Annotated in this window: 14 protein-coding genes; 9 read left to right on the top strand and 5 right to left on the bottom strand. The window is 67.4% G+C overall.

Annotated features, from left to right (window positions below):
• Positions 1-37: 37 nt before the first annotated feature.
• On the bottom strand, positions 38-844 hold the full coding sequence (locus tag OMW55_RS09485; protein ID WP_264882681.1) for a LytR/AlgR family response regulator transcription factor: 807 nt from the start codon (positions 842-844) through the stop codon (positions 38-40).
• 18 nt (positions 845-862) lie between these two features.
• Positions 863-1,900, bottom strand: coding sequence for a sensor histidine kinase (locus OMW55_RS09480; protein WP_264883976.1), 1,038 nt, complete (start codon positions 1,898-1,900; stop codon positions 863-865).
• Between the two features lie 327 nt (positions 1,901-2,227).
• Here OMW55_RS09480 and OMW55_RS09475 point away from each other — a divergent pair, with 327 nt between their 5' ends.
• The 3 genes from OMW55_RS09475 to OMW55_RS09465 all read left to right on the top strand — a co-directional run bounded on the left by OMW55_RS09475 (position 2,228) and on the right by OMW55_RS09465 (position 7,741).
• A complete protein-coding gene (locus tag OMW55_RS09475) occupies positions 2,228-4,135 on the top strand; it encodes a M1 family metallopeptidase (RefSeq protein ID WP_264882679.1) in 1,908 nt (635 codons plus the stop codon).
• 57 nt (positions 4,136-4,192) lie between these two features.
• A complete protein-coding gene (locus OMW55_RS09470) occupies positions 4,193-6,529 on the top strand; it encodes a putative bifunctional diguanylate cyclase/phosphodiesterase (protein ID WP_264882677.1) in 2,337 nt (778 codons plus the stop codon).
• Positions 6,530-6,604: 75 nt separating this feature from the next.
• Entirely contained in the window at positions 6,605-7,741 is a 1,137-nt protein-coding gene (locus OMW55_RS09465; protein ID WP_264882676.1) for a hypothetical protein, read from the top strand.
• A gap of 18 nt (positions 7,742-7,759) precedes the next feature.
• Here the strand turns inward: OMW55_RS09465 and OMW55_RS09460 are convergent, their stop codons facing one another.
• Positions 7,760-10,411: a M1 family metallopeptidase gene (locus tag OMW55_RS09460; RefSeq protein WP_264882674.1), complete on the bottom strand. Its 2,652-nt coding sequence runs from the start codon at positions 10,409-10,411 to the stop codon at positions 7,760-7,762.
• 116 nt (positions 10,412-10,527) lie between these two features.
• Here OMW55_RS09460 and OMW55_RS09455 point away from each other — a divergent pair, with 116 nt between their 5' ends.
• Complete coding sequence (locus OMW55_RS09455) at positions 10,528-12,864, top strand: PAS domain-containing protein (protein WP_264882672.1); 2,337 nt, start codon at positions 10,528-10,530, stop codon at positions 12,862-12,864.
• 57 nt (positions 12,865-12,921) lie between these two features.
• Positions 12,922-13,239 (top strand): hypothetical protein, encoded by a 318-nt coding sequence (locus OMW55_RS09450; RefSeq protein WP_264882670.1) that lies wholly within the window; start codon positions 12,922-12,924, stop codon positions 13,237-13,239.
• A gap of 26 nt (positions 13,240-13,265) precedes the next feature.
• Here the strand turns inward: OMW55_RS09450 and OMW55_RS09445 are convergent, their stop codons facing one another.
• Entirely contained in the window at positions 13,266-13,985 is a 720-nt protein-coding gene (locus tag OMW55_RS09445; RefSeq protein WP_264882668.1) for a winged helix-turn-helix domain-containing protein, read from the bottom strand.
• A gap of 215 nt (positions 13,986-14,200) precedes the next feature.
• Here OMW55_RS09445 and OMW55_RS09440 point away from each other — a divergent pair, with 215 nt between their 5' ends.
• Together OMW55_RS09440 and OMW55_RS09435 are read left to right on the top strand one after the other, a co-directional pair.
• On the top strand, positions 14,201-16,714 hold the full coding sequence (locus OMW55_RS09440; RefSeq protein ID WP_264882666.1) for a TonB-dependent receptor: 2,514 nt from the start codon (positions 14,201-14,203) through the stop codon (positions 16,712-16,714).
• A gap of 159 nt (positions 16,715-16,873) precedes the next feature.
• Positions 16,874-17,200, top strand: a complete 327-nt coding sequence (locus OMW55_RS09435; protein ID WP_264882665.1) for a UrcA family protein — start codon at positions 16,874-16,876, stop codon at positions 17,198-17,200.
• A 145-nt stretch (positions 17,201-17,345) separates the two neighbouring features.
• On the opposite strand, the gene lepA is transcribed toward OMW55_RS09435, so the two are convergent.
• Complete coding sequence (gene lepA, locus OMW55_RS09430) at positions 17,346-19,166, bottom strand: translation elongation factor 4 (protein WP_264882664.1); 1,821 nt, start codon at positions 19,164-19,166, stop codon at positions 17,346-17,348.
• 115 nt (positions 19,167-19,281) lie between these two features.
• Between lepA and OMW55_RS09425 the strand changes: the two genes are divergently transcribed.
• Entirely contained in the window at positions 19,282-20,091 is an 810-nt protein-coding gene (locus OMW55_RS09425; protein ID WP_407822134.1) for a CsgG/HfaB family protein, read from the top strand.
• A gap of 134 nt (positions 20,092-20,225) precedes the next feature.
• Complete coding sequence (locus OMW55_RS09420) at positions 20,226-23,072, top strand: M16 family metallopeptidase (RefSeq protein WP_264882661.1); 2,847 nt, start codon at positions 20,226-20,228, stop codon at positions 23,070-23,072.
• Positions 23,073-23,339 lie beyond the last annotated feature (267 nt).

The following is a 23,339-nucleotide window of genomic DNA, read 5'->3' as shown; positions in this document are numbered from 1 at the left end:
CGGACGGCGGGAACAATCGGCGCGGAGCTTGCCGCCCCTAGTGGACGAAGCGCGCCACCACGTCCCGGTAGGATCGCGACACCTTAACCTGTGCGCCCGAATCCAGCACCAGGAAGCATTCGCCGTTGGTGTGCGGCTTGACCTGCCGGACCAGGTCCAGGTTGACGATGGTCGACCGGTGCACTCGCTGGAAGCGGCGCGGGTCAAGCCTTTTCTCCAGGTCCTTCATCGTCTCGCGCAGGATCAGCGTGTTATCGCCGGTCTGGATGCACATGTAGTCGCCGGCTGCGTCGATCCGCTCGATCGTGTCTACATCGACCCGGAAGATCTGACCCTGATCCTTGATGTTGATCATCTTCTCAAACCGATTGGCGGCATGCGGCTCGGCCGGGCCGCCTTCGGCCAGTTCTTCGGCGGCTTCGGGCGCATGCTCGACCAGTGCCTCCTTCAGCCGCTCGGCCTCCTGCGCACCGCGCTTCTCGCTTAGGCGCTGGCGCACCCGCTCCATGGTCGCGGCCAGCCGGTCTTCCTCGACCGGCTTCATCAGGTAGTCGACCGCCTGCGCCTCGAACGCGCGCAGCGCATGGTCGCCAAAGGCGGTCACGAACACGAACAAGGGCGGCTCCACCTCCATGAGGCCCTGGATCACGGAGAAGCCGTCGAACCCCGGCATCTGTATGTCGAGGAACACCAGGTCCGGCTTGTGGGTCTTGATAGCGCGGATCGCCTCGCGGCCGTTGTTGGCGGTGGCGATGACCTCGACATCGTCATGGGCTTCCAGGCGCAGGCGCAGGCCCTGGGTCGCCAGCGGCTCGTCGTCGACGAGAATGGTTCTGATGCTCATGGGACTCCTTGGTTGTTCTCAGGCACCCGATGCCGCGGCCCCCGGCGCGGCGTCGAGCGGGATGTCGACGATGACGCTAAATCCCCCATGTTCGTTGGTCCGTGTCGTGAAGCCGTGGGCATCACCATAGGCTTGCGCCAGACGGTCCCTGGTATTCGCCAGGCCGACGCCGGTCGACTGGGTGGCGACCAGCGCCTCGTGCGCCTGGCTGCCATTGTCGGCCACTTCGATCCGCACCCGGTTGCCCTCGCGCGAAGCCTGGATCCAGATGTCGGCCCCAGTTTCGCTCGGGGTCACCGCATATTTGATGGCGTTTTCGATCACCGGCTGCAGCAGCAGCGAGGGCAAGCGCGCGCCGATAGTCGCCGCATCGATCCGGAAGTGCGGACGCAGCCTGTCCTCGAACCGCATTTTCTCGATCTCGAGATAAAGCTTCAGCGTTTCCACTTCCTGCGCCAGCGTCACCTGCGCGGTCGGCTCGTTGGCCAGCGTGTAGCGCAGAAAGGACGACAGCCGCGCCAGCATCGCATTGGCCCGTTCGGTCTGCTTCAGCAGCACCAGGGTGGAGATGGAATTAAGCGTGTTAAACAGGAAGTGCGGGTTCAACTGATAGCGCAGCATCGCCAATTGCGCGCTCGAAGCCTGGTTCTCCAGCTTGGCCCGCTGGTCGATCTCCTCTTCGAGCAGCAGGTAATAGTTGATCCCGTAGTAAAGCGCCGACCAGGCCGCCAGCAGCGCGAAATTGAGCAGGATGGCGCCAAAGCTCTCAACCCCGAACGGCCGCGCGCCCGGCTTGACGAAGGTCGCATGGCTCCAGGTCTCAATCACCGAGAAAGCGGTCGCCGCGAGCACCACCGTGGCGACGCTCAGGATCACCGTGTAGATCGCCCGCATGGTGATCAGCCGCCGGAACAGCGATCCCATCAGCAGGGTCAGCGAGTAACCCGTCGCGGTCAGCAGCAGGGTATGGACCACGAACATGATCGGCATGGCGTTGGCCACGCCGGACAGCGATCGCAGGATGAAATAACCGGTCCAACCGGCCGACTGAAGCATCCAGAAGGCCCGGTTCTTGTCGGCGAAGAAGGGCACGTCCAGCCCGACCGTCTTGGCGATCGGCCCGCTACGCGGCCGCAGCGCCTGCGGCTGCCGGTCGGCGTTGCCGCGCCGCCGGACCAACGGCCGCTCGGCTGTCAGCGCCGCGCTGTCGGTCGCCATGGAGTCGCCTGTGGGGGGAGCCGCATGCGCCCGATATAGCGGGGCTGCGTCGTCATTGCGAGCGAAGCGGTGCGGAAGGCACCGAAGGACAAGCAATCCCGTTCTCGCCCCGCTTTGCGCCCCCGTTCACCGCCGGTTACGGCGCACCCGCCACAAGGACCCACCATGATCCGTTCCCTGCTCCTCGCCGCCAGCGTCCTCACCCTCAATGCCGCACCCGCCGCCGCGCAGCCGGCGCCCGGTCAACAGATCGCGCCCGTGCTTCTGACTGACGACGCCGCGGATCCGCACAGCTTTGCCCGCCCGCGCGAGGCCCGCGTCAGCAATGTCGCGCTCGACCTTGCGATCGACTTCACCCGCCGCACCGTCGGCGGCACCGCCACCCTCGACCTCGTCCGCCGCTCGAACGCGCGCGAACTGGTGCTCGACCGTAAGGGCTATGAGGTCCATTCCGTGGCCGACGGCGCGGGCCGCAAGCTCGCCTTCCGCTTCGGCCGGGCGGACAAGGACCTTGGCACCCCCTTCATCATCGCGCTTCGCCCGGACACCAGGCAGGTCCGCATCGACTACCGGTCGCGCCCGGACGCCTCGGCCCTCCAGTGGCTCAGCCCCGCCCAGACCGCCGGCAAGCGCCAGCCCTTCCTGTTCAGCCAGGGCGAGTCGATCGAGAACCGCAGCTGGGTTCCGACCCAGGACTCGCCGGGCATCCGCCAGACCTGGTCGGCCCGCATCCGGGTTCCCGCCCCGCTCACCGCCGTGATGAGCGCCCCGGCCGAGGGCGTCGCCGGCTCCTCCCTCCAGGCGGCGCTGCCGACCGGCACCCGCACCTTCTATTTCCGCATGGACCACCCGGTCGCGCCGTACCTGATCGCCATCGCGGTCGGCGACATCCGCTTCCAGCAGCTCGGGGCGCGCACCGGCGTTTGGGCCGAGCCGGTCACTCTACCCGCTGCAGCGCGCGAGCTGACGGACACCGAGCAGATGGTGGACGCGGCCGAGCGGCTGTTCGGCCCCTATGCCTGGGGCCGCTACGACATGATCGTCCTGCCGCCCTCTTTTCCTTATGGCGGCATGGAAAACCCGACGCTCACCTTCCTGACGCCCACCTTCATCGCCGGCGACAAGAGCCTTGTCAGCCTGATCGCGCACGAACTGGCGCACAGCTGGTCCGGTAACCTGGCCACCAATGCGGCCTGGGCCGACTTCTGGCTCAACGAAGGCACCACCACGTACGCCGAGCGCCGGATTGTCGAGGCGCTGTATGGGCCGAAGGTTGCCCGCCAGCAGGTGGCGCTCGGCATCGACGCCATGGGTAAGGCGGTTGCGGAGGCCGGCGGCCCAACCAGCGCCGACACCCGCCTTCACCTCGATCTTACGGGCCGCCACCCGGACGAGGGCCTGACCGACATCGCCTATGAGAAAGGCGCGGCCTTCCTGCGTACGATTGAAGCGGCGGTCGGCCGCGAGCGGTTCGACGTCTTCATGCGCGGCTGGTTCACCCGCCACGCCTTTCAGCCGGTCACGTCCGCCATGTTCCTCACCGACCTGCGCCGCCAGCTGATCCGCGGCGACCAGGCGCTCGAGCGACAGCTCCAATTGGATCGCTGGGTTTATCAGCCCGGCATCCCGGCCAACGCCGTTCCCCCTGACCCTCAGGCATTCGCTGCGGTGGACGCGGCCGTCGCCGGTTTTCCCCGCTCCGGCCCGCCCGCCGCCGCTTGGGGCCAGTGGACCACCGACGAGCGGCTGCGCTTCCTCCAGCGCCTGCCTCGCAAGCAGCCCACCGCGCAACTCGCCGCGCTCGACCGAGCGCTAGGCCTTTCCACCACGGGCAACAGCGAGCTTCAGTTCGCCTGGCTCGATCTCGCCGTGGCCAACCGCTACCAGCCGGCCGTTCCCACGTTGGAGCGCTTCCTCCTCGGCCAAGGCCGCGGCAAGTTCGTCCGCCCGCTGTACAAGGCGCTGGCCGCCGATCCGACTTGGGGCAGACCGCTGGCCGTCCGGATCTACCGCCAGGCGCGGCCGCTCTACCATCCGCTGGTCACCCGCGACCTTGACGCGCTGAAGCTTTAACTCGACCTCAACCCATTCGCGCTAACTCCCGCTCAACCCGGGAGTAAGCGAGGCCACGTGTACGAGGCACCTGATCGATACAAGCGCATGATCGCCGCCCGGCTGCCGGACGGCGAATCCGTGGCGGCCACCACCGCCGAAACCGACGGCTTGGCGTCGCCGCTCAAGGACATCCAGCTGCTGTCCCGCGGCCAGCTCGCCCCCTTCTTCGCACTCGCCAACCTCGCTGCCGCCCTGCTTCTCACCGCCGCCCTGTGGAGTTCGCCCGGCACCGGCCTGCTGCTGCCGTGGAGCCTGGTGGTCGGCACCGCCAACATCGTGGCCATGCGCTGGGCACAGCAGCAGGCGGTGACCTGCGTCGGCCGCTCGGGCAAGGCGGTCCCGGTGTGGCAGCTCGCCGGCGATGTGCTGGTCCGCGCCGCCCTGTGGCTCAGCCTGCCGCTCTACCTGTTTCCCGTGCTCGACCCCGCAGCGCAGGTGATCGCTGCTTCCATCATCGCCGGCGTCGGTGTCGCCGGGCTGGGCCTGGTTGTTGTTCCGGCCTGCGCCTCCGCGTGGATGTGCTCCTTCACCTTCGGCCTGTGCGCCGCCCTGTTCTTCGGCCGCGCCACCATCCCCTTTCAGCACATGTTGTCTATCGCCTTCACGCTGGGGGTCTCCATCGTCGGCGTCCTAACCGTCGCCCGCTGGGCTTTTCGGCAGCTGAAGGCCAATGCGGAATATGGTTCCAAGAGCGAAAGCGCGTCGCTGCTGCTCCAGGAATATGAGCAGCGCGGCGTAGGTTGGCTCTGGCAGATCGACGGCGACAACCGCGTGTCCTATATCTCCAGCCGGATGAGCGCGTTACTCGGCAGGCCCTCCGGGCAGCTGCTCGGCCAGTCGCTGCCCGCTCTGCTCGGCGGCCATGCCGAATTGGGCCGAGTGCTGCTCGACAAGCGCCCGTTCCAGAACCTGGAGATGGAGCTCAAGACCCCGCACGGCATGCGCTGGATCAGCATCGCGGGCGATCCGATCATCGACACGGCCGGCCGGTTTGAAGGCTTCCGCGGCGTGGGCTCTGACATCACGGACATCCGCCACACCCAGGAGCGGCTGACGACGCTCGCCAACATGGACGTGCTTTCAGGCCTGCCGAACCGCGCCCGCGTCCGCCAGCTGCTCGGCGAGGCACTACGCGTCGCGACCAGCAGCAATGTGCCCTGCGCCATCATGTTCCTCGACCTCGACGGGTTCAAGCCGGTCAACGACACCTTCGGCCACCCCAAAGGGGACGCGGTGCTGCAGGCCGTCGCCAAGCGCCTGTGCACCCAAGCCGGGCCCGACGGCACGGTTGGCCGCATGGGCGGCGACGAGTTCGCCATTGTGGTTCCCGATGCGCAGAGCCGCAGAAAGGTGGAGCAGCTCGCCGACCGCATCATCGCCGCCATCGCCGAGCCCTACACCATTGACGGCATCGAGATCCGGATCGGTGTCTCTGTCGGTTGCGCCTTCGGCCCGATCGATGGCGCCACCGTCGACGACCTGATCCTCAAGGCCGACCTTGCGCTCTACCAGGCCAAGGACGCCGGCCGCGGGGTTGCCCGCTACTTCAGCCATGAGCTGCAGTCCGAGCAGGACGACCGCGTCCGCCTGGAAGCCGACATCCGCCAGGCGCTCACCACCCGCCAGTTCCACCTCGCCTTCCAGCCGCTGGTCAGCGCCCGTACGCAGAAGCTGGTCGGGTTCGAGGCGCTGATCCGCTGGAATCACCCGCAGCGCGGCTTCGTGCCGCCGACCGCCTTTATCCCGATCGCCGAGGAATGCGGCCTGATGGGCCCGCTTGGCGAATTCGTGATCGAGGAAGCGTGCAAGGCCGCCGCGTCCTGGCCGGAGCCGATCACGGTGGCGGTGAACATCAGCCCCAAGCAGCTGATCCTGCCGTCGCTGCCCAATGCGGTCGCCCAGGCGCTGGCCCGCCACAAGCTGCCCGGCAACCGGCTGGAACTCGAGGTCACCGAAGGTGTGTTCCTCGAAGACGACGCGCGTACCCTTGCCGTCCTCGGCCGGCTCCGCGCGCTCGGCGTCGGCATCGCCCTCGACGATTTCGGCACCGGCTACTCATCGATCGGCTATCTGAACAAGGCCGTGTTCCACAAGCTGAAGATCGATGGCAGCTTCGTTCGCGAGGCGGGCAACAAGGCCGGCAATGTCGCCATCATTCAGTCCATCGTCCAGCTCGCCAAGAGCTTTCGCATGTCGATCACCGCCGAGGGCGTGGAAACCGCCGAGGATTTCGAACGCATGCGCGACCTCGGCTGCGACACCATCCAGGGCTACCTGTTTGGCAAGCCGCTGAGCTACGACCGCGCCAACCAGATGGTGCTCGGCCTCGGCGCCAAGAAGCTCGCCGGCTGACAGCGGGAGCAGAGGCCTTGTTCCGCGTGTCGGGGCGGTAGTTCAGCGTGAAACGGAACTCGGGGGAGGACCATCTTGAATACCCGCCTGATGACCGGCACGGCCGCGCTTGCCTTGCTGGTCGCCGCAACTGCGCCGGCCTCGGCCCAGGTCTACCTGTCGGCCGGCACTCCGACCCAGGAGCAGCCAAGCGATCCGCGCTGGCTGACCTGCTATCTTTGGGTGCATGGCACGCCCGACACGTACGTCGCGGGAATATATCCGACCACGGTCGAGAAGGAGCGGGACGGCAGCGATCATGGCTGGCGCGAATATGTGCGCAAGAAGTCCGGGGCCTCGAATGACGAGCTGGTCGGCGGCTGCATCGTTGAACCCACCCTTGAGGACGCAAATTGGCGCAACGCCGAGTACCGGAAGCCCGACCCGAACCATTCCAAGCGGATAATCGACGAGTCCGGCTGGCGTCCGCAGTACGGCAGCACCCGCGATGAAACCGGCGATCGCGACGCTGGTAAGGCTGACGGCGCGCCGAGCAGCGCTGCCCAGGCCGCGGCCGATGCCCGCGCGGCCCGCGAAGCCGATTATCAGCGCAAGGTCGCGGACTATGAGCGGCTGACGAACGAGCGCGCGCGCGCGCAGGCCGAGTTCGAGCGGGTCAATGCCGAAAACGCGCAGCGCCAGGAACGGCAACGCGCCCACGCGGAAGCTGCGCTGCAGCAGCACGCTCGTGAAATGGCCGCCGCCGAGCAGCAACAACGTCAGTTCCAGGCGGCCCAGCAGCGCTACGACAAGTGCCTGGCGGGCGACAAGGAAGCGTGCCTGGACATTGCCGCTGGCGTGCCGGCTCGACCCGTCGAGAGCGCCGCCGCCAACACGGGCACGCCGCCCGCCACTTCCGTGAGCCCGTCCGAGCTGGCGGAGCGCAAATCAAACTACCAGTCGATCCCGGTGATGGGCAGCAGCGGCGCCAGCCGGGACGAGGCCGAGCGAAAATTCCTGGCCCAGTACACCGCCAAATATCCCAACCGCACGAACCTTACATATAATTGCGCGGAGTTGTGGGGACGGTGGGTCTGCCGCGGCACCGTCGAGTCGGCGTGCCTGGACCCAAGCCGAAGATCGACCCCAACGCACCGCCCGCCCGCGCGTCCTCGCAATGACGAGGGATCGGTAGGCGCGGCCCGGCGGGGGCCGCGCCTACCCTTTAGGTGAGCGCCGGAAATCGAGCTGTCAGGACCGCCGGGCCAGCCAGGCCGCCGTCTCGCTCTTCACCCGTCCCTGCTGCGCCAGGCGGGTGCGGATACGGTCGATTGCCCGGTCGATGGGGCGCCGATCGTCCTTGCCCAGGTTCGCCTTGGCATAGGCTTCGAGCTTGCCGATGGTCGCCGGATCGTCGCTGCCCGAGGCGAGGTCGGACAGGAAGCGCGACCGACCGGAGATGTCGACCAGCGCGTTGACCTGCGCCAGGTGCGCCAGGACGAAATCCAGCGCCAGCTCCGGATGCTCGCCGGCAACCGCGCTGATCATGCCCGCGCTGACCGTCTTGCCGGGCTCGTCGGTCAGCGCCAGTTCCAGCGTCCGCCGCGCCAGTGCCTCGTTAGCCGTGTCGCCGAGCAGCTCGTAGTATGTGGTCCGCTCGACCGACCCGCGGGTCCGCTGCGCCACGGAATGCAGCTGGTTCCAGCGGGCCTGGTCGGCGTTGCGGGCGACCACGCCCAGCCAGGTCGACTTAAGCGAGCCCGGGATCGCTTGCGGGTTCGACTGCCAAGCCGCGAACAGGCGGTTTGCTTCCGCCACCACCGTCCGGTCGCCAACTGACCCCAAGGTGCTGATCAGCACCGGCCGCAGAGTCGTGTCCAGCACCGGCTCACCGCTGCGCGGCGTCAGGCCGATCTGCGCCAGTCGGGTGCCGAACCGCCGCTGCATCTCGGTTGCGATCTTGGCCTGCGCGGCGGCATTGCCGCCCAGCGTATCGTACAACCCGCTCCAGCGCGCCGCCGACCAGCCGACTACCTTGCCGTGCGCGTCTTGCGGCACGGCCGCCAGCAGGTCCAACGCGCGGGCCATCGGCTGGTAGCCGGTGCCCGATAGACTGTTGGCGTTGGACAGCTCGCCATATTGGTCGGCCGGCGACAGGCGGACGAAGCCACCCAGCAGCGCCGCCGCGCTCGCCGGGTCATACATGGTGCGGTAATAGCCGGTCTGTCCCGCGTTCAGCAGCAGCGGGCCGCAGCCCGGCACCGTCATACGGGTGGTCGGACCGGCCGTTATGACCTGGGTCACTGGCCCGCCATTGACGCTGGCCCGCACCGGCACGCTCCAGCTCAGCGGCCGCGCAGCCACTTCCTCGCGCCGGTCGCTGGCAAATTGGCTCTGCTGCAGGTCCAGGGTGGTGCGGCCGCCTTCGCAGCGCACGTTCGCCACGCGGATCAGCGGCACGCCCGGCTGGGTGGTGAACTGCCGCGCGATCGCCGTCAGGCCCTTGGCGCCGGCGCCCTCAACCGCCGCCCACAGGTCGTCGGTGCGGGTATTCTGGAACGCGTGCGTCTTCATGTACCGGCGTAGGCCCTCGCGCCAGGTGTCCGACCCGGCAAAGCCCTCCAGCATGGAGATGACCGACTCGCCCTTCTGGTAGGTAATGGTATCGAACGCCTGGTTGGCCTGCTCCACCGTGCGCACCTGCTGGATCACCGGGTGCGTGCTGCGGAAGCTGTCTAGCCCGATCGCGGCTTCCCGCGACTGCACCGCGTCCACGTCCGCACCCCAATCGGGATGGAAGTGCGCAGTGGTGCGGTTCTCCATCCAGCTGGCGAAGCCTTCGTTTAGCCATAGGTCGTCCCACCAACCCATGGTGACCAGGTCGCCGAACCACTGGTGCGCCATTTCGTGGGCTTCGACGGAGAAGATCGCCTGTCGCTCGGCGGGGGTAGTGATCGCCGGGTCTTCCAGCAGAATTCGCTCGAAGGTGAAGATCGCGCCCCAATTCTCCATTGCGCCGAAGAACTGCGATTGGCCGGGCCCGGCCACGTTATCGAGCTTGGGCAGGGCGAACGGATAATCGAAATACTGCTCGTAATAGGGCAGGATTTGCGCTTCGGACTCCAGCGCGAAACGGGCCTTGGACGCATTCCCGCGTGAGGTGACGACGCCGACCTCCTTGTTGCCCGCCTTCATCGCGATCCGCTCCAGGTCGCCCGTCGACAGGAACAGCAGGTAGCTCGACATTGGCGGCGTCCGCCCGAACCGCACTTCCTTGAGCCCGCCCGGCAGCGCGCGGGTGGACGCGATCGGCATGTTGCCGACTGCCAAGTCGCGCGCCGGCACCCGCGCGGTCAGGTCGAAAGTTGCCTTGTAGTCGGGCTCGTCCCAGCCCGGGAACATGCGCCGCGCGTCGGCCGCCTCGAACTGGGTGAACAGCGCCCGCGCCGGCTTGCCTTCGTTGTTGGTGTAGTCGAGCGCGAACAGGCCGTTGGCCTGCGTGTTGATCTTGCCGGCATAATCGATGCCCAGCGTGTAGCGGCCGGGTGTCAGCGGACGGGCAAAGGTGAAGGTCGCGGTCTGCGCCGCCTCGTCCAGCGACACGGTCGCCGGCATCGCGGCCATCTTGCCGCGGGCGATGCTCGCCCGCCCGATCGTCAGGTCAGCGGCGTTCAGCGTCAGCGTCCGGGTCGGCTGCAGCACCGTCAGGTCGATGTCCGCCCGTCCGTCGAACCGAAGCTTGGCAGCGTCGGGCGTGATGGTCAGCCGATAGGCGTCCGGCCGGGCGCTGCGCGGCAGTTGGGTCGGCAGGCTGGTGTCAACCGTGTCGGCGCGCTGCGCCTGGGCGGCGGCAAGGGGCAGGGTCAGCAGGACGGTTGAGAGAAGCAGTGGGCGCAGGCGCATAAGGGACTTGCTCCGAGGGGTATCTTCGTCCCCTTTGGCCGCGTTCGGTGCTTCCGCCAAGCCTTCCGTCCATTGGGCAGGTTTCCACGCCTGCCGGTCTGGGTTAGCTTGGCGGCATGGCGACCAGGGGGGTTCCAGAACACCGGGCCACAGACAGCGGCTCCGGCTTTGACTTCGGGCAGGTGCTGGGCATTGCCGATGCCCTGCCCATGCTGCTGGTCTTCCTTGACCGCGATCAGCGCTACCGCTTCTGCAATCGGACATTTGCCGAGTTCTTCGAGCGGCCGCGCGGTGAGATTCTGGGCCGGACCATGCGGGAGGTGATCGGGGAAGACGGCTATGCCGCCCGCAAGCCGATGCTGGAGGCAGCCTTCCGCGGTGAGCGCCAGTGGTTCGCAGCCGAGTTCCAGCACACGACCCGCGGCCCCCTGGCGCTGCAGACCGAGTACATTCCCCAAGCTGCGCCGGATGGCTCCGTCCGCGGCATCATCGTCATCGTCCAGGACGTCACCGAACAGCGGGTGGCCGAACGCGCGCTGCGCGAGTCGGAGGCGCGGTTCCGCCGTATTGCCGATTCCGCACCGGTGATGATGTGGGTCACCCGGCTCGACCGAAGGCGCGAATTCGTCAATGAAGCTTACCTCGACTTCGCGGGGCTGACCCGGGAGACGTTTCAGGCGCACGAGTGGCGCGACTTCATCCACCCCGACGATTGGGAGCGGGTGGTGGCGGCAAGCATCGCCGGCGAGGCCAGCCTGCAGCCCTTCACCCTGGAAGCGCGCTACCGGCGCCACGACGGCGTATGGCGCTGGCTGCGCAGCGTCTCGCGTCCCCGCTTCGGACCTGACGGCGAGTTGATCGGCTTTATTGGCGCTGCCTTCGACATCACCCTGGCCAAGCAAAGCGAGGAGCAGCTTAAGGCCCTCGTTGCCGAACGGACGGCGGAACTTAGCGCCAGCGAGGCCCGGTTCCGGGCGGTGTTCGACAGCGCGCTGGAACTGATTGGCTTGTTGACGCCCGAGGGCCGGGTCGTCGAACTCAATCAGACAGCGCGCGAGTTACTTGGGGTCGGGGACAGCGAGCTAGCCGGTCGGTTTGCCTGGGACGTGCCGCCCATCTGCGATCATCCGCCGGTCGCGGCCGAGATCCGCCGGATGGTCGAGCGCGCAGCCGCCGGCGCCACCGCCGAAAGCGAGCTGCACGTCCGCGTCTCGGGCCGCCCGGTCACGCATCTCGCGTCCATGAAGCCAGTGCTCGGGCCGTTCGGCGAGATCATCTACCTGGTCGGGGAGGCGCGTGATGTAAGTGAGCTGCGCGGCGCCCAGGAACAGCTCCGCCAGAGCCAGAAGATGGAAGCGCTCGGCCAGCTTACGGGTGGCATCGCGCACGACTTCAACAACCTGCTGACCGTGGTGGTCGGCGGCCTCGACCTCATCGCCAAGCGCGAGAGCGACCCCAAGCTCCAGCGCTATGCCCAAAATGCGCTGGAGGCTGCCGAACGCGGCGCCCGCCTCACTGCCCAGCTGCTCGCCTTCAGCCGCGTCCAGCGCCTCGAGGTCCGGCCAACCGTTGTGGCGCCGCTGATCGAGAACATGCGCCCGCTGCTGCGCAACGTGCTTGGCCCCGGCATCAGCAAGGAATTCGACCTCGATCGGGAAATGATGCCGGTGCTGGCCGACCCGACCCAGCTCGAACTGGCCGTATTGAACCTCGCCATCAATGCGCGCGATGCCATGCCCGATGGCGGCGTGCTGAGTATTCGCACCGCCCGGCTCACCGTCGCCGGGGACGATCCCGAACTGGACGACGGTGACTATATCGAGCTGAGCATCGCCGACACTGGCACTGGCATGATGCCAGATGTGATCGAGCGCGCCTTCGACCCCTTCTTCACCACCAAGGAAGTTGGAAAGGGCACGGGCCTCGGTCTTTCGATGGTCTACGGCGTCGCCCGCCAGTCGGGCGGTACCGCCCGCATCACCAGCGCGCCTGGCGATGGTACCACGGTCAAGCTCTACTTCCCGCGTGCGGCTGTTGGCGTGGCTGCGGCGGACGAGGAGCGCTCGCCCGCCCGCCGTGGCCCGCCGCCGGTGGACGCCTCGGTGCTGGTGATCGACGACGACCCCGACGTTCGCGGCTTCGTCGCGGCGACGCTGGAGGATCTCGGCTACCGGGTGACCGAAGCACGCGATGGCGAGGACGGCCTCAGCGCCTACGGCAAGAGCGGCGCCGACCTTGTGATCCTCGACTTCATCATGCCCGGCCTCACTGGCGCCGACGTCGCACGCGAGATCCGCCGTCAGCGCCCATCACAGCCGATCCTGTTTGTCTCCGGCTACAGCGAGACCGAGGCGATACAGAAGGCCGCGCCAGGCGCCCCGCTGCTGCCCAAGCCGTTCCGCGCCGAAGCGCTCGACGATGCTGTGCGCGCCGCCCTCCGCCTCTCCGCTTGAGCCCGGTGCGTCCAACTGCCCAACTTGTGAGTTGAAGCGAGCAGGAGACCCCCGGCCATGCTCGCCTTTGCCCTGTTCGCCCTTGCTGCCGCACCGCCGAACCTCAACCCCGCAGCCGCCGACCTGTTCGAGCGCGACCCCGAGCTCAAGGCCTGGGCCGTCACCCGTTTCGACCTTAACGGCGACGGCTGGTTGACCAGCTTCGAAGCCCAGCCCGCGCTGCTATTCTTCAAGGACGTTGCCGATACCAACCAGGACGGGCGCGTCACCGTGAGCGAATATAGCGCGGCGAAAGCCTACCTGCAGGCCCGTGACGGCGGCCTGGCCACGGCAGTCAGCGCCGTCCGCGCCGTGACGGCCCCGCCCGCCCGCTAGCTCTCGCCACCTTCGCAACGAGCGGCTCACCCCGGATCGAGCACATAGCCGCGATCGCGGATGTTGCGGATCAGTTCGCGTTCGCCTGGCCCGTTCAGCGCATGACGCAGACGGCGAAAACAGGTGCGCATGTTGGCCATGTTCAGCGCCCGTCCGGCCCAGATCGATTCGGCCAGCTCGTCGCGGCTGAACACGTGGTGCGGGCGGTGCATTAGCGCGGCGAGCAGCTCGACCTGGAAGGTACTGAGCCGGATGCTCCGATTGCCCCTTGTGGCACGGAATCGCTCCGGGTCCAGGGTCAGGTCGCCGTGGCGCAAGAGGTGCGCCGATGCGACGGTCGCACGCCGGTGGGGTTCCAGCCGCGCCCAGACTCGCAGCACCTGGTCGGCCGGCACCGGAGCGCCTTCCAGCAGTTCGGCCGCTCCCGCCTGGTACAGGGCCTTGGGCTCCGTAGCGCCGGCCGGCGCCCATGCGAACAGGCGGACCCGGCCGTGCCGGGCCAGCGATTGAGCGGCGGTGAGCAACTGCACCGCCCACGCCTGCTCCCCTTCCACCGCGATCACGACCGCATCCGCCTGCCTGCCCTCGATCGCCGAGAGGCATGCCGCGGCGCCGGTGCAGCCGCTCCAGCGCACATTGGGATCGGTGAATGGCACGGCGCTCGCCGCCGCCTGGTCCGAACAGAGCAGGAAACGGGTCGGCCGCTCGAACAAGGGGCCGGCGCCCAATGATTGGTATTGCTTCATCAGCCGACGCAAGAAGCAAGGAAGCAAGTCACTGCCGCTACCGCATGATGTAACTATCGTGACAGTGTTTGGGTGATTGTATTGTTACTCTTCTGTGAAAGCGGCCAATTGCCTTGAGTCTCCGTGCTTCACTCATACTGCAACATTCCTGTCGCGATCCGCTCCTATTGCTTCGGCTGACCACCGGACGTGGTGGGGGGTAAGGACAGGATACGATGCTGATCACCTTTCGGGCCGGGGCCGCAGCTCCGACCGCCATTCGCCGTACCATGCTCACGCTGCTGCTGACGGGCGTCGCGGCGCCCGCGCTGGCGCAGGCGGGTCCGACCACGCCGGAAAGCACCGAGTCGACCAGCACCGGCCAGCCGGCCACCTCGCCCGGCGACGCGGCGCTGTCCGACCAGACCCAGCGTGACAACGGCACGCAGGCCACTGCCGGCCAGCTGCAGGACATCGTGGTCACCGCCACCAAGCGCGAGACCAACCTCCAGCGCACGCCAATCGCTATTGCAGTGGTCAACTCGCAGGCGCTTGACGACCGCCATGTGCAGAGCCTCGCCGATCTCGCCGACGGCTCCGTCCCGGGCCTGCGCGTCGCCACCTTCGAGGCACGCCAGTCGGCGCTGACCATAGGCATCCGCGGCATCGTGCCCCTAGACGCCAATCAGCCCGCCCGTGAGCAGGGCGTCGGCGTCTACGTCGACGGCGTCTACCTCGGCCGCCAACAAGGCCTCGGCGCCGCGCTGCTCGACGTTGAGCGGATCGAGGTGCTGAAAGGGCCGCAGGGCACCCTGTTCGGCCGCAACACCGAGGGTGGCGCAGTCAGCATCATCACCAAGGCGCCGACCGGCCGCTTCGGCCTGCGCGCCAGCGCCGGCGTCGGCAACTACGGCAGCTACAACGCCAACGCCCACGTGGACTTGGGCTCCGTGGGTCCGTTCAGTTTCAAGGTAGATGGCGCCCTGGACCACCAGGACGCGACCACCAAGAACCCGCTGGAGGGCCAGAAAGGCTGGAACTACTTCAACCGCAAGGGGCTGCAGGGCAAGATCCGCTTTCGCCCGTCCAGCACCTTCACCGCCGACCTGTCTGGCGACTGGGGTAAGGACCAGAACACGCCCTTCTACTCACAGCTGCTGAACTTTAATCCGAACGGCTATCCGGTCGGCCCGCTGACCGGCGCCCTGCCGTCCGGCTCGGTCCGACCTGTGCCGCCGATCGTGGTGATCGAAGGCGACGACCGGATGCGGACCGCCGATCTCGGCGTCGTGCAGCAGGCCAGCGTCGACAAGACCCAGGGCGGCGCGCTGACGCTCCGCTGGAACGTGCTTCCGGAACTCGAGTTGCGCTCAATCACCGGATATCGCGAGGTCAGCGTCGACCAGTGGGACAACAGCGGCGGCGCGCATCGCCCGCCCCTGTTCACGCCCAACGGCCTGTTCAGCCGCTACTCGCTGTCCTACCTCGAACAGAGCCAGTGGAGCCAGGAGTTCCAGGCCGTGGGCCGCCTCGCCGACCAACTCGATTATGTGTTCGGTCTCTACTACTTCCGGGAGAAAGCGTTCGAGGAAGCCGCCACGCCGAACAGCGCGCGCTGGAACGCGACTGGCACTGGCTACACCATTGTCGACTCCTGCACCGGCTCGAACGGCTTCGGCTGGGAGCGTCAATGCCGCAGCATCGACCGCGGCAGCCGCGCCCGTTCCAAGAGCAAGGCCGCCTATGGCCAGGTCACCTGGACTCCGCCGCAGGCCGACGCCTTCCACTTCACCCTTGGCGGCCGGTACACGGCGGACGACAAAACCGGCGAACTGTACCTGCGTGCCAATGCACCGTCGCGCTGCCCGATCAACGTGCCCACCGCCCCGATCTGCAGCTTCGAGCAGAAGACGCATCGCTTCAATCCGCTCGCGGTGGTGGCCTTCGACGCCAGCCGCGACGTGCACCTCTACGCCAAATACGCCACCGGCTACCGCTCGGGCGGCGCCAGCTCGCGCTCGGTGACCTACAATCAGTTCGGCCCCGAGGACGTGAAGAGCTACGAGATCGGCGCCAAGACCGAGCTGTTCGACCGCCGCGTCCGCCTCAACCTCGCCGCCTACATGATGCGCCGCAAGGGCACGCAGGTCGACTTCTCGACCATCGTCAACAACGGCACCAGCAACATCAACTCGGTCGAGACGATCAACGCTCCGGGCACCACCAAGATCAACGGCGTCGAGGTGGACGCAATCGCCCGGGTCACCGATCAGCTGCAGCTGTCGGCCTCCTACGCCTACACCTACACCCACGTGCCGGACGCCGCCGATCCGTTCCGCCCCGGCAGTCCGCTGGTGCCGGTGTTCATTCCCTTCACCCCGCGCAACGTGGTCAACGGCGCGATCGACTATGAGCTGCCGATCGCGGTGGCCCGCGGCAAGCTGCGCTTCCACCTCGACGGCAACTACAACCAGGCGACCCAGACCTTCGCCGAGTTCGCGACCAAGAACGACAGCTCGTTCATCGTCAACGGCCGCATCGCGCTGGCCGATGTCGAGGTTGGCACCGGCCAGCAGCTGACCTTCTCGCTATGGTCGCGCAACCTGCTCAATGAGACCCACGTCTACCGCCGCGACCCGACCAACAGCCTGCCCAACCCGATCACCGGCAGCGTGTCGGGCGTGCTGGGCGACTACGGCAACTTCAACGCCCCGCGCACCTTCGGCGCGGAAGTCGCGATCAAGATGTAAGAGTCCGCCATACTGCCGACGCGAGAACGGCGCCTGTCCCCGGACGGGCGCCGTTTTCGTCGGAACGATCGCCCTCGCGCGGCTTTCAAGTTCCAGGCTGTTTGACAGTCCTGTGACACTATGATTGCTATTCCGCGACAACGAACGGGAATTCGTCGCATGCGCAGCATCACTCTGGCCGCCGCCGCCCTGGCCGCCTCGCTTGCGGGAACCGCCGTGGCGCAGCCCGCGAGTCTCCTAGTGGTCGAAGGCGGCCGGCCGCTCGCCGGAAATCAGCGGCTGGTGCCCTACGGCGATCTGCAGCTAACCAGCGCCGCCGACCGGCAGGTCCTTCACCACCGGATCGGGCTGGCCATCGCCGACCTGTGCGATCCTTCGCACTTCTCCGTGACCGACCCGCAAGGTCCAATGGCGTGCGCCAAGCAGGCCTGGACCGATGTTCAGCCCCGCGTTGGTCAGCTCACGGCAAGGCTGGCTTCGCGCTGAGGCTGTAACGCGTCACGGAGTAAATCCGTGACGTCGGTCGTGTTGCGCTCGCCGCCATGCGACTTGCGCGCACGCCCGCCGGAGTTCGCGCTCCTGTCCCCCAAGCTCCCGCTTGCTGCGCAAGCGCTCCCTTAGGCTCGGGCGCTTATTCCTCCCCCATCCTCAGCGCGGCGATGAACGCTTCCTGCGGGATCGACACCGACCCGTACTCGCGCATCTTGGCTTTGCCCTTCTTCTGCTTCTCGAGCAGCTTGCGCTTGCGGGTCGCGTCGCCGCCGTAGCACTTGGCAGTGACGTCCTTGCGCATGGCGCTGATCGTCTCGCGGGCGATCACCTTGCCGCCGATCGCGGCCTGGATCGGGATCTTGAACAGGTGCCTGGGGATGAGCTCCTTCAGGCGCTCCACCATCCCGCGGCCGCGCGCTTCGGCGGTCCCGCGGTGGACAATCATGCTGAGCGCGTCGACCGGCTCCTCGTTGACCAGGATGCTCATCTTGACGAGGTCGCCCTCGCGGGTGCCGATCTGGTGATAGTCGAAGCTGGCGTAGCCCTTCGACATGCTCTTCAACCGATCGTAGAAGTCGAACACCACCTCGTTGAGCGGCAGCTCGTAGGTCAGCTGCGCGCGGCCGCCGACGTACGTGAGGTTCTTCTGGATGCCGCGGCGGTCCTGGCACAGCTTGAGGATCGGCCCGAGATACTCGTCGGGGACATAGATGGTCGCCTCGATCCACGGCTCCTCGATACTCTCGATCCGGTTGGGATCGGGCATGTCGGCCGGGTTGTGCAGCTCGATGGTCTGCGCGTCCTCGTTCTTCGAATGGCTGAGGTGCATCGTATAGACGACGCTCGGCGCGGTGGTGATGAGGTCGAGATCATACTCGCGCATCAGCCGCTCCTGGATGATCTCCAGGTGCAGCAGGCCGAGGAAGCCACAGCGAAAGCCGAAGCCGAGCGCAGCCGAGGACTCTGTCTCGAACGAAAAGCTGGCGTCGTTGAGGCGCAGCTTGCCGAGGCTCTCACGAAGCTTCTCGAAGTCGGCGGCGTCCGTCGGAAACAGGCCGCAGAAGACCACCGGCTGGACTTCCTTGAAGCCGGGTAGCGCCTCGGCGGCGGGCCGCCTCGCGTCCGTGATCGTGTCGCCGACGCGGGTTTGCGCGACTTCCTTGATCTGCGCCGTGATGAAGCCGATCTCGCCCGGGCCGAGCTCCCCCAGTTGCTCGATCTTGGGGCGGAAGCAGCCGACCCGGTCGATCAGGTGCTGGGTCCCCGCGGCCATGAACTTGACCTGCGCGCCCTTCCTGAGCGTGCCATCGATGACCCGGACCAAGATCACGACGCCGAGATAGGGGTCGTACCATGAGTCGACCAGCATCGCTTTGAGCGGCGCATCCGCATCGCCCTTAGGCGGCGGAATGCGGGTGACGATCGCCTCCAGCACCTCGTCGATGCCGATGCCGGCCTTGGCGCTGGCCAGCACCGCCTGGCTGGCGTCCAGGCCGATCACTTCCTCGATCTCGGCCTTCACTTTCTCCGGCTCGGCGGCCGGCAGGTCGATCTTGTTGATCACCGGCACGATCTCATGGTCGTGCTCGATCGACTGGTAGACGTTGGCCAGCGTCTGCGCCTCAACGCCCTGCGCCGCGTCGACGACCAGCAACGCGCCCTCGCAGGCGGCGAGGCTGCGGCTGACTTCATAGGCGAAGTCGACGTGCCCCGGCGTGTCCATCAGGTTCAGCGTATAGGTTTCGCCATCCCGCGCGGCATACTGCAGCCGCACGGTCTGCGCCTTGATGGTGATCCCGCGCTCCTGCTCGATCTCCATATTGTCGAGCACCTGCCCGTGCGTCATCTCTCGCTCGCTAAGCCCGCCGCAGCGCAGGATCAGGCGGTCGGCAAGGGTGGACTTGCCGTGGTCGATATGAGCGATAATCGAGAAATTGCGGATGCGGGAAAGGTCGGTCATGTGGCCGCGCCCGCTAGCAGGTCGCCGCTATCCTGTCATGCACGGCTGTTTTCCGCGACCATTTCTGCTATGGAACGACCCATGCGGTCCCTGGGAGGGGAGGAGCCGCGTCGTCATGCACCATCAGGGGGTTATCAACTTGCGTAAGCTGACCTTTGCGGCCGCCGCTGCCGCCGTTCTTCTTTCTTCGCCCGCCTTCGCTCAGCGCCAGACCGCGCCGTCGTCCGGCCGCCGCGACCAGCAGCAGGGCATGGCCGAGATTCCGCACTGCGCCCGCCCGATCGGCGTGCTCGCCATCGTCGAGCCGGAGAACCAGTGGTGGCGTGAACTGAACCTCGGCAGCCCAGAGGCCATCATCCGCGTGTTCGTGCAGCAGTCGGGCTGCTTCACGCTCGTCAATCGCGGCCGCTCCATGCAGAGCCGGGCGATGGAGCGCGCCATGGCCGACCAGGGCGAACTCCAGCGCGGCAGCAATCTTGGGAAGGGCCAGGTCAAGGCCGCCGACTACTTCCTGGAGCCGAACATCGTCTCGACCAACGCCAACTCCGGCGGTGGCGGGGTCGGCGCGGGGCTCGGCGGCGCGATCGGCGGCCTGTTCGGCGGCGCCGGCCGGGTGATCGGCGGCATGGCCGGCGGCATCAACGTCAAGAAGGGGGAGGCCAACGTCACCTTGTCGGTGGTGAACGCCCGCACCACCGAGGAAGTCGCCGTGGACGGCTATTTCCGCAAGCGCGACTTGAGCTTCGCTGGCGGCGTCGGCGCCGGCTGGTGGGGCGGATTCGGCGCCGTTGGCGGCACCGGCTACCAGAACACCGAGATCGGGCAGATCATCGTGCTCGCCTATCTCGACGCCTACAAGAAGCTGGTCGGCCAGTTGGGCGGATTGCCGGCCAATGCCTCGGCCGCGGCGCCGGTCGCTCGCTAACGAACGCTGACGGGCGGCGGCAACCGTGCCGCCGCCCGTCGAAACCCGTTGCCAGTTGATCGAAAGCAGTTGCGCCCGGGCGCAGTCGACCTAGCATCCGGGGCCAACTGACCTGCCCTGGAGCTTCCATCCACATGACGTCCCTGCCCCGACTCGCCCTTCTGCTCGCGGGCGCGTCCGCGCTTGCCGCCGCCGTTCCGTCGTTCGCCACCCAGACCGCCAGCGCCCAGACCGGCGCCGCGCCCGCCGCAACGGACGTCCGCCCGGCCCCGCTCGCCTCGCTGGTGCGCCAGGTTTCCATCCCGAATACCGTGTTCAAGCTCGCCAACGGCCTGACCGTCGTCGTCCACGAGGACCGCAAGGCGCCCGTGGTCGCGGTCAGCACCTGGTACAATGTCGGCTCCAAGGACGAGCCCCGCGGCAAGACCGGCTACGCCCACCTGTTCGAGCATTTGATGTTCAACGGCTCGGAGAATTTGCCCGGCGACTTCTTCACCTATCTCCAGCAGGTCGGCGCCACCGACTACAACGGCACCACCAGCTTCGACCGCACCAATTACTTCCAGACGGCGCCACGCGGAGCGCTGGACAAGGTGCTGTTCATGGAGAGCGACCGCATGGGCTACCTGCTCGGCGCGCTGACGCAGGAGAAGCTCGATAACCAGCGCGGCGTCGTCCAGAATGAGAAGCGGCAGGGCGACAACCGCCCCGGCGGCCTGGTCTTCTACGAAGTGCTCGGCAACCTCTTCCCGGCCGGCCACCCGTATCACCACAGCACCATCGGCTCGATGGCCGACCTCGACGCCGCAAGCCTCGCCGACGTGCAGGCTTGGTTCCGCGACAATTACGGTCCCAACAACGCCGTGCTCGTGCTCGCCGGTGACATCAGCGCCACCGAAGCGCGCCCGCTGGTCGAGAAGTATTTCGGGTCGATCAAGCGCGGTCCGGTGAACGTTCCTGCGAAGGCCGCCGTGCCCGTCGCAGCGGCGCGCCCGACCATCGTCATGAAGGATCGCGTCGCCGCCACCCAGATCATGCGCTTCTGGCCTGTGCCGGGCCTGCTCGACAAGCAGTCCACCATCCTCGACCTCGGCGGCTCGGTACTGGGCGGCCTCGCGTCCTCGCGCCTCGACAACGCGCTGGTCCGCAACGAGAAGCTGGCCGTTGCCGTTTCCGCCGGTAACCAGACGTTCCAGCGGGTCGGCTTGTTCTCCGTCCAGGCGACGGTCAAGCCGGGCGTCGACCCGGCCGTGGTCGAAAAGCGCCTCGATGAGCTGATGGCCGACTTCATCCGCACCGGCCCGACCTCCGAGGAGCTGCGCCGGGCTGCGACCCAGGCTGTCGCCAGCGAGATCCGCGGGCTGGAGCAGGTCGGCGGCTTTGGCGGCAAGGCGGTCGCACTGGCCGAGGGGCAGGTCTATGCCGGCAACAGCAACTTCTACAAGCAGGAGCTCAACGAGCTCGCCTCCGTCACTCCGGCTAAGGTCCACACCTCGTTCGCGCGCTGGCTGACCCGCCCGCCGCTCAAGATCCGGCTCGAGCCCGGTGAGCGCCCGCCTTACCAGGAGGCTGCGGTCCGCCCAGCAGGAACGGCTGAAAAGGCCGGCACGCCCCCGCCCTCGACTAAGCGCGAGGTTCCGAAGGTGGGACAGCTCGCCAGCCTCGACTTCCCGACCGTGGAAAGGGCGCAGCTCACCAACGGTGTCCGCATCACCTACGCCCAGCGCACCGCCGTGCCGATCACGCAAATGGCACTCTCGTTCGACGCCGGCAGCGCGGCCGATCCCGCTAACCGCCGCGGCCTCCAGGGCATGACCTTGAGCCTGCTCGATGAGGGCGCCGGTGGCCTCACCTCGCAGCAAATCGCCGAACGTAAGGAGGAACTCGGGGCCGAGATCTCGGTCGGCGAGTCCCCGGACCGCAGCACCGTCTACCTGTCCGCTCTCAGCGCCAATCTGGCGCCCTCCCTCGACCTCTTGGAGACGGTGATCGAGCAGCCGACCTTCGCCCCGGCGGAGGTGGAGCGGGTCCGCACGCAGGCCCTGACCGGCATTGCCCAGGCGCAGAAGGATCCCAATCAGATCGCCAGCCGCATCCTTCCCGGCTTGTTGTACGGCGCCAACCACCCTTATGCGGCGGTCGGCGCGGGCGATCCGAACGCGGTCAAGGCGCTGACCCGCGACGACCTGGTCGCCTTCCAGCAGCGCTGGCTGCGGCCGGACAATATGGAGGTGTTCGTCGTTTCCAACCTGCCGCTGCGCGACCTCGTCCCGCAGCTCGAACAGCGGTTCGGCAGCTGGCGGGCGCCCGCGGTGCCCAAGGGCACCAAGCAGTTCGCCGCCCTGCCGGTCCGTCCTGCGGCGCCGCGCATCGTGCTGGTCGACCGGCCGGGTTCGCCCCAGTCTGTGATCCTCGGGGGCCAGCTTACCCCGGTCGATCCGCGCGGCGACATCGTGTCGGTGTCGAGCGCCAGCGAGGTGTTCGGCGGCAACTTCCTGTCGCGCATCAACACCGATCTGCGTGAGACCCGCGGCTGGTCCTACGGCGTCCGCTCCAACTTTCAGCTGAACCAGAACGCCGCGCCCTACTTCATCAACGCGCCGGTGCAGGCCGACCGCACCGGCGAGTCGATCGCCGCGCTCAACCAGCAGCTGAAGGACCTGCTCACCACCAAGGGCGTCACGGGCGAGGAACTCACCCGCCTCGTCAGCAACAACGTCGACGCCCTCCCCGGCCGGTTCGAGACCAGCCAGGCGGTGCTGGGGGCCCTGATCAGCAACTCGCTCTACGGCCGCCCGGACAACTACTACGAGACCCTGCCCGCCAAGTACCGCGGCCTTACCACCAGCGGCCTGGACGCTTCCTTGAAGGGCGCGATCGATCCGAATGCGTTCGTCTGGGTCGTCGTCGGCGACGCCGCCAAGGTCCGCCCGCAACTCGACAAGCTCGGCTTCCCAGTCGAGGTCGCGCAACCGCGCTGAAGCGGGCGAGGGCAAGGGCCCGGGCGAGCAGCGCCCGGCCCCTTGGCTTCAAAGCCGGGGAAGCTGGCGGCCTGCGGGCAAGCCGCAAGGCGGCGAGGCGGACAGGACTGACCTCACCGGGCTAGCTCTCGTGACGGATTTCCAAGCGGGTCTGCTGAGGTCCAAAACTGGGCAGGGCTCGCGCGGAAGACGATGGCGGCATGACAGCTCGTCCGGTTGCTCGGCAATCGCTTCGCCTCGGCGTTGCTGCGCGCGGTGGTCCTCTGC

The sequence above is a fragment of the Sphingomonas arvum genome (genome assembly GCF_026013565.1).
GTDB lineage: Bacteria > Pseudomonadota > Alphaproteobacteria > Sphingomonadales > Sphingomonadaceae > Sphingomicrobium > Sphingomicrobium arvum.
This window is presented reverse-complemented; position numbering and strand designations above follow the sequence as displayed.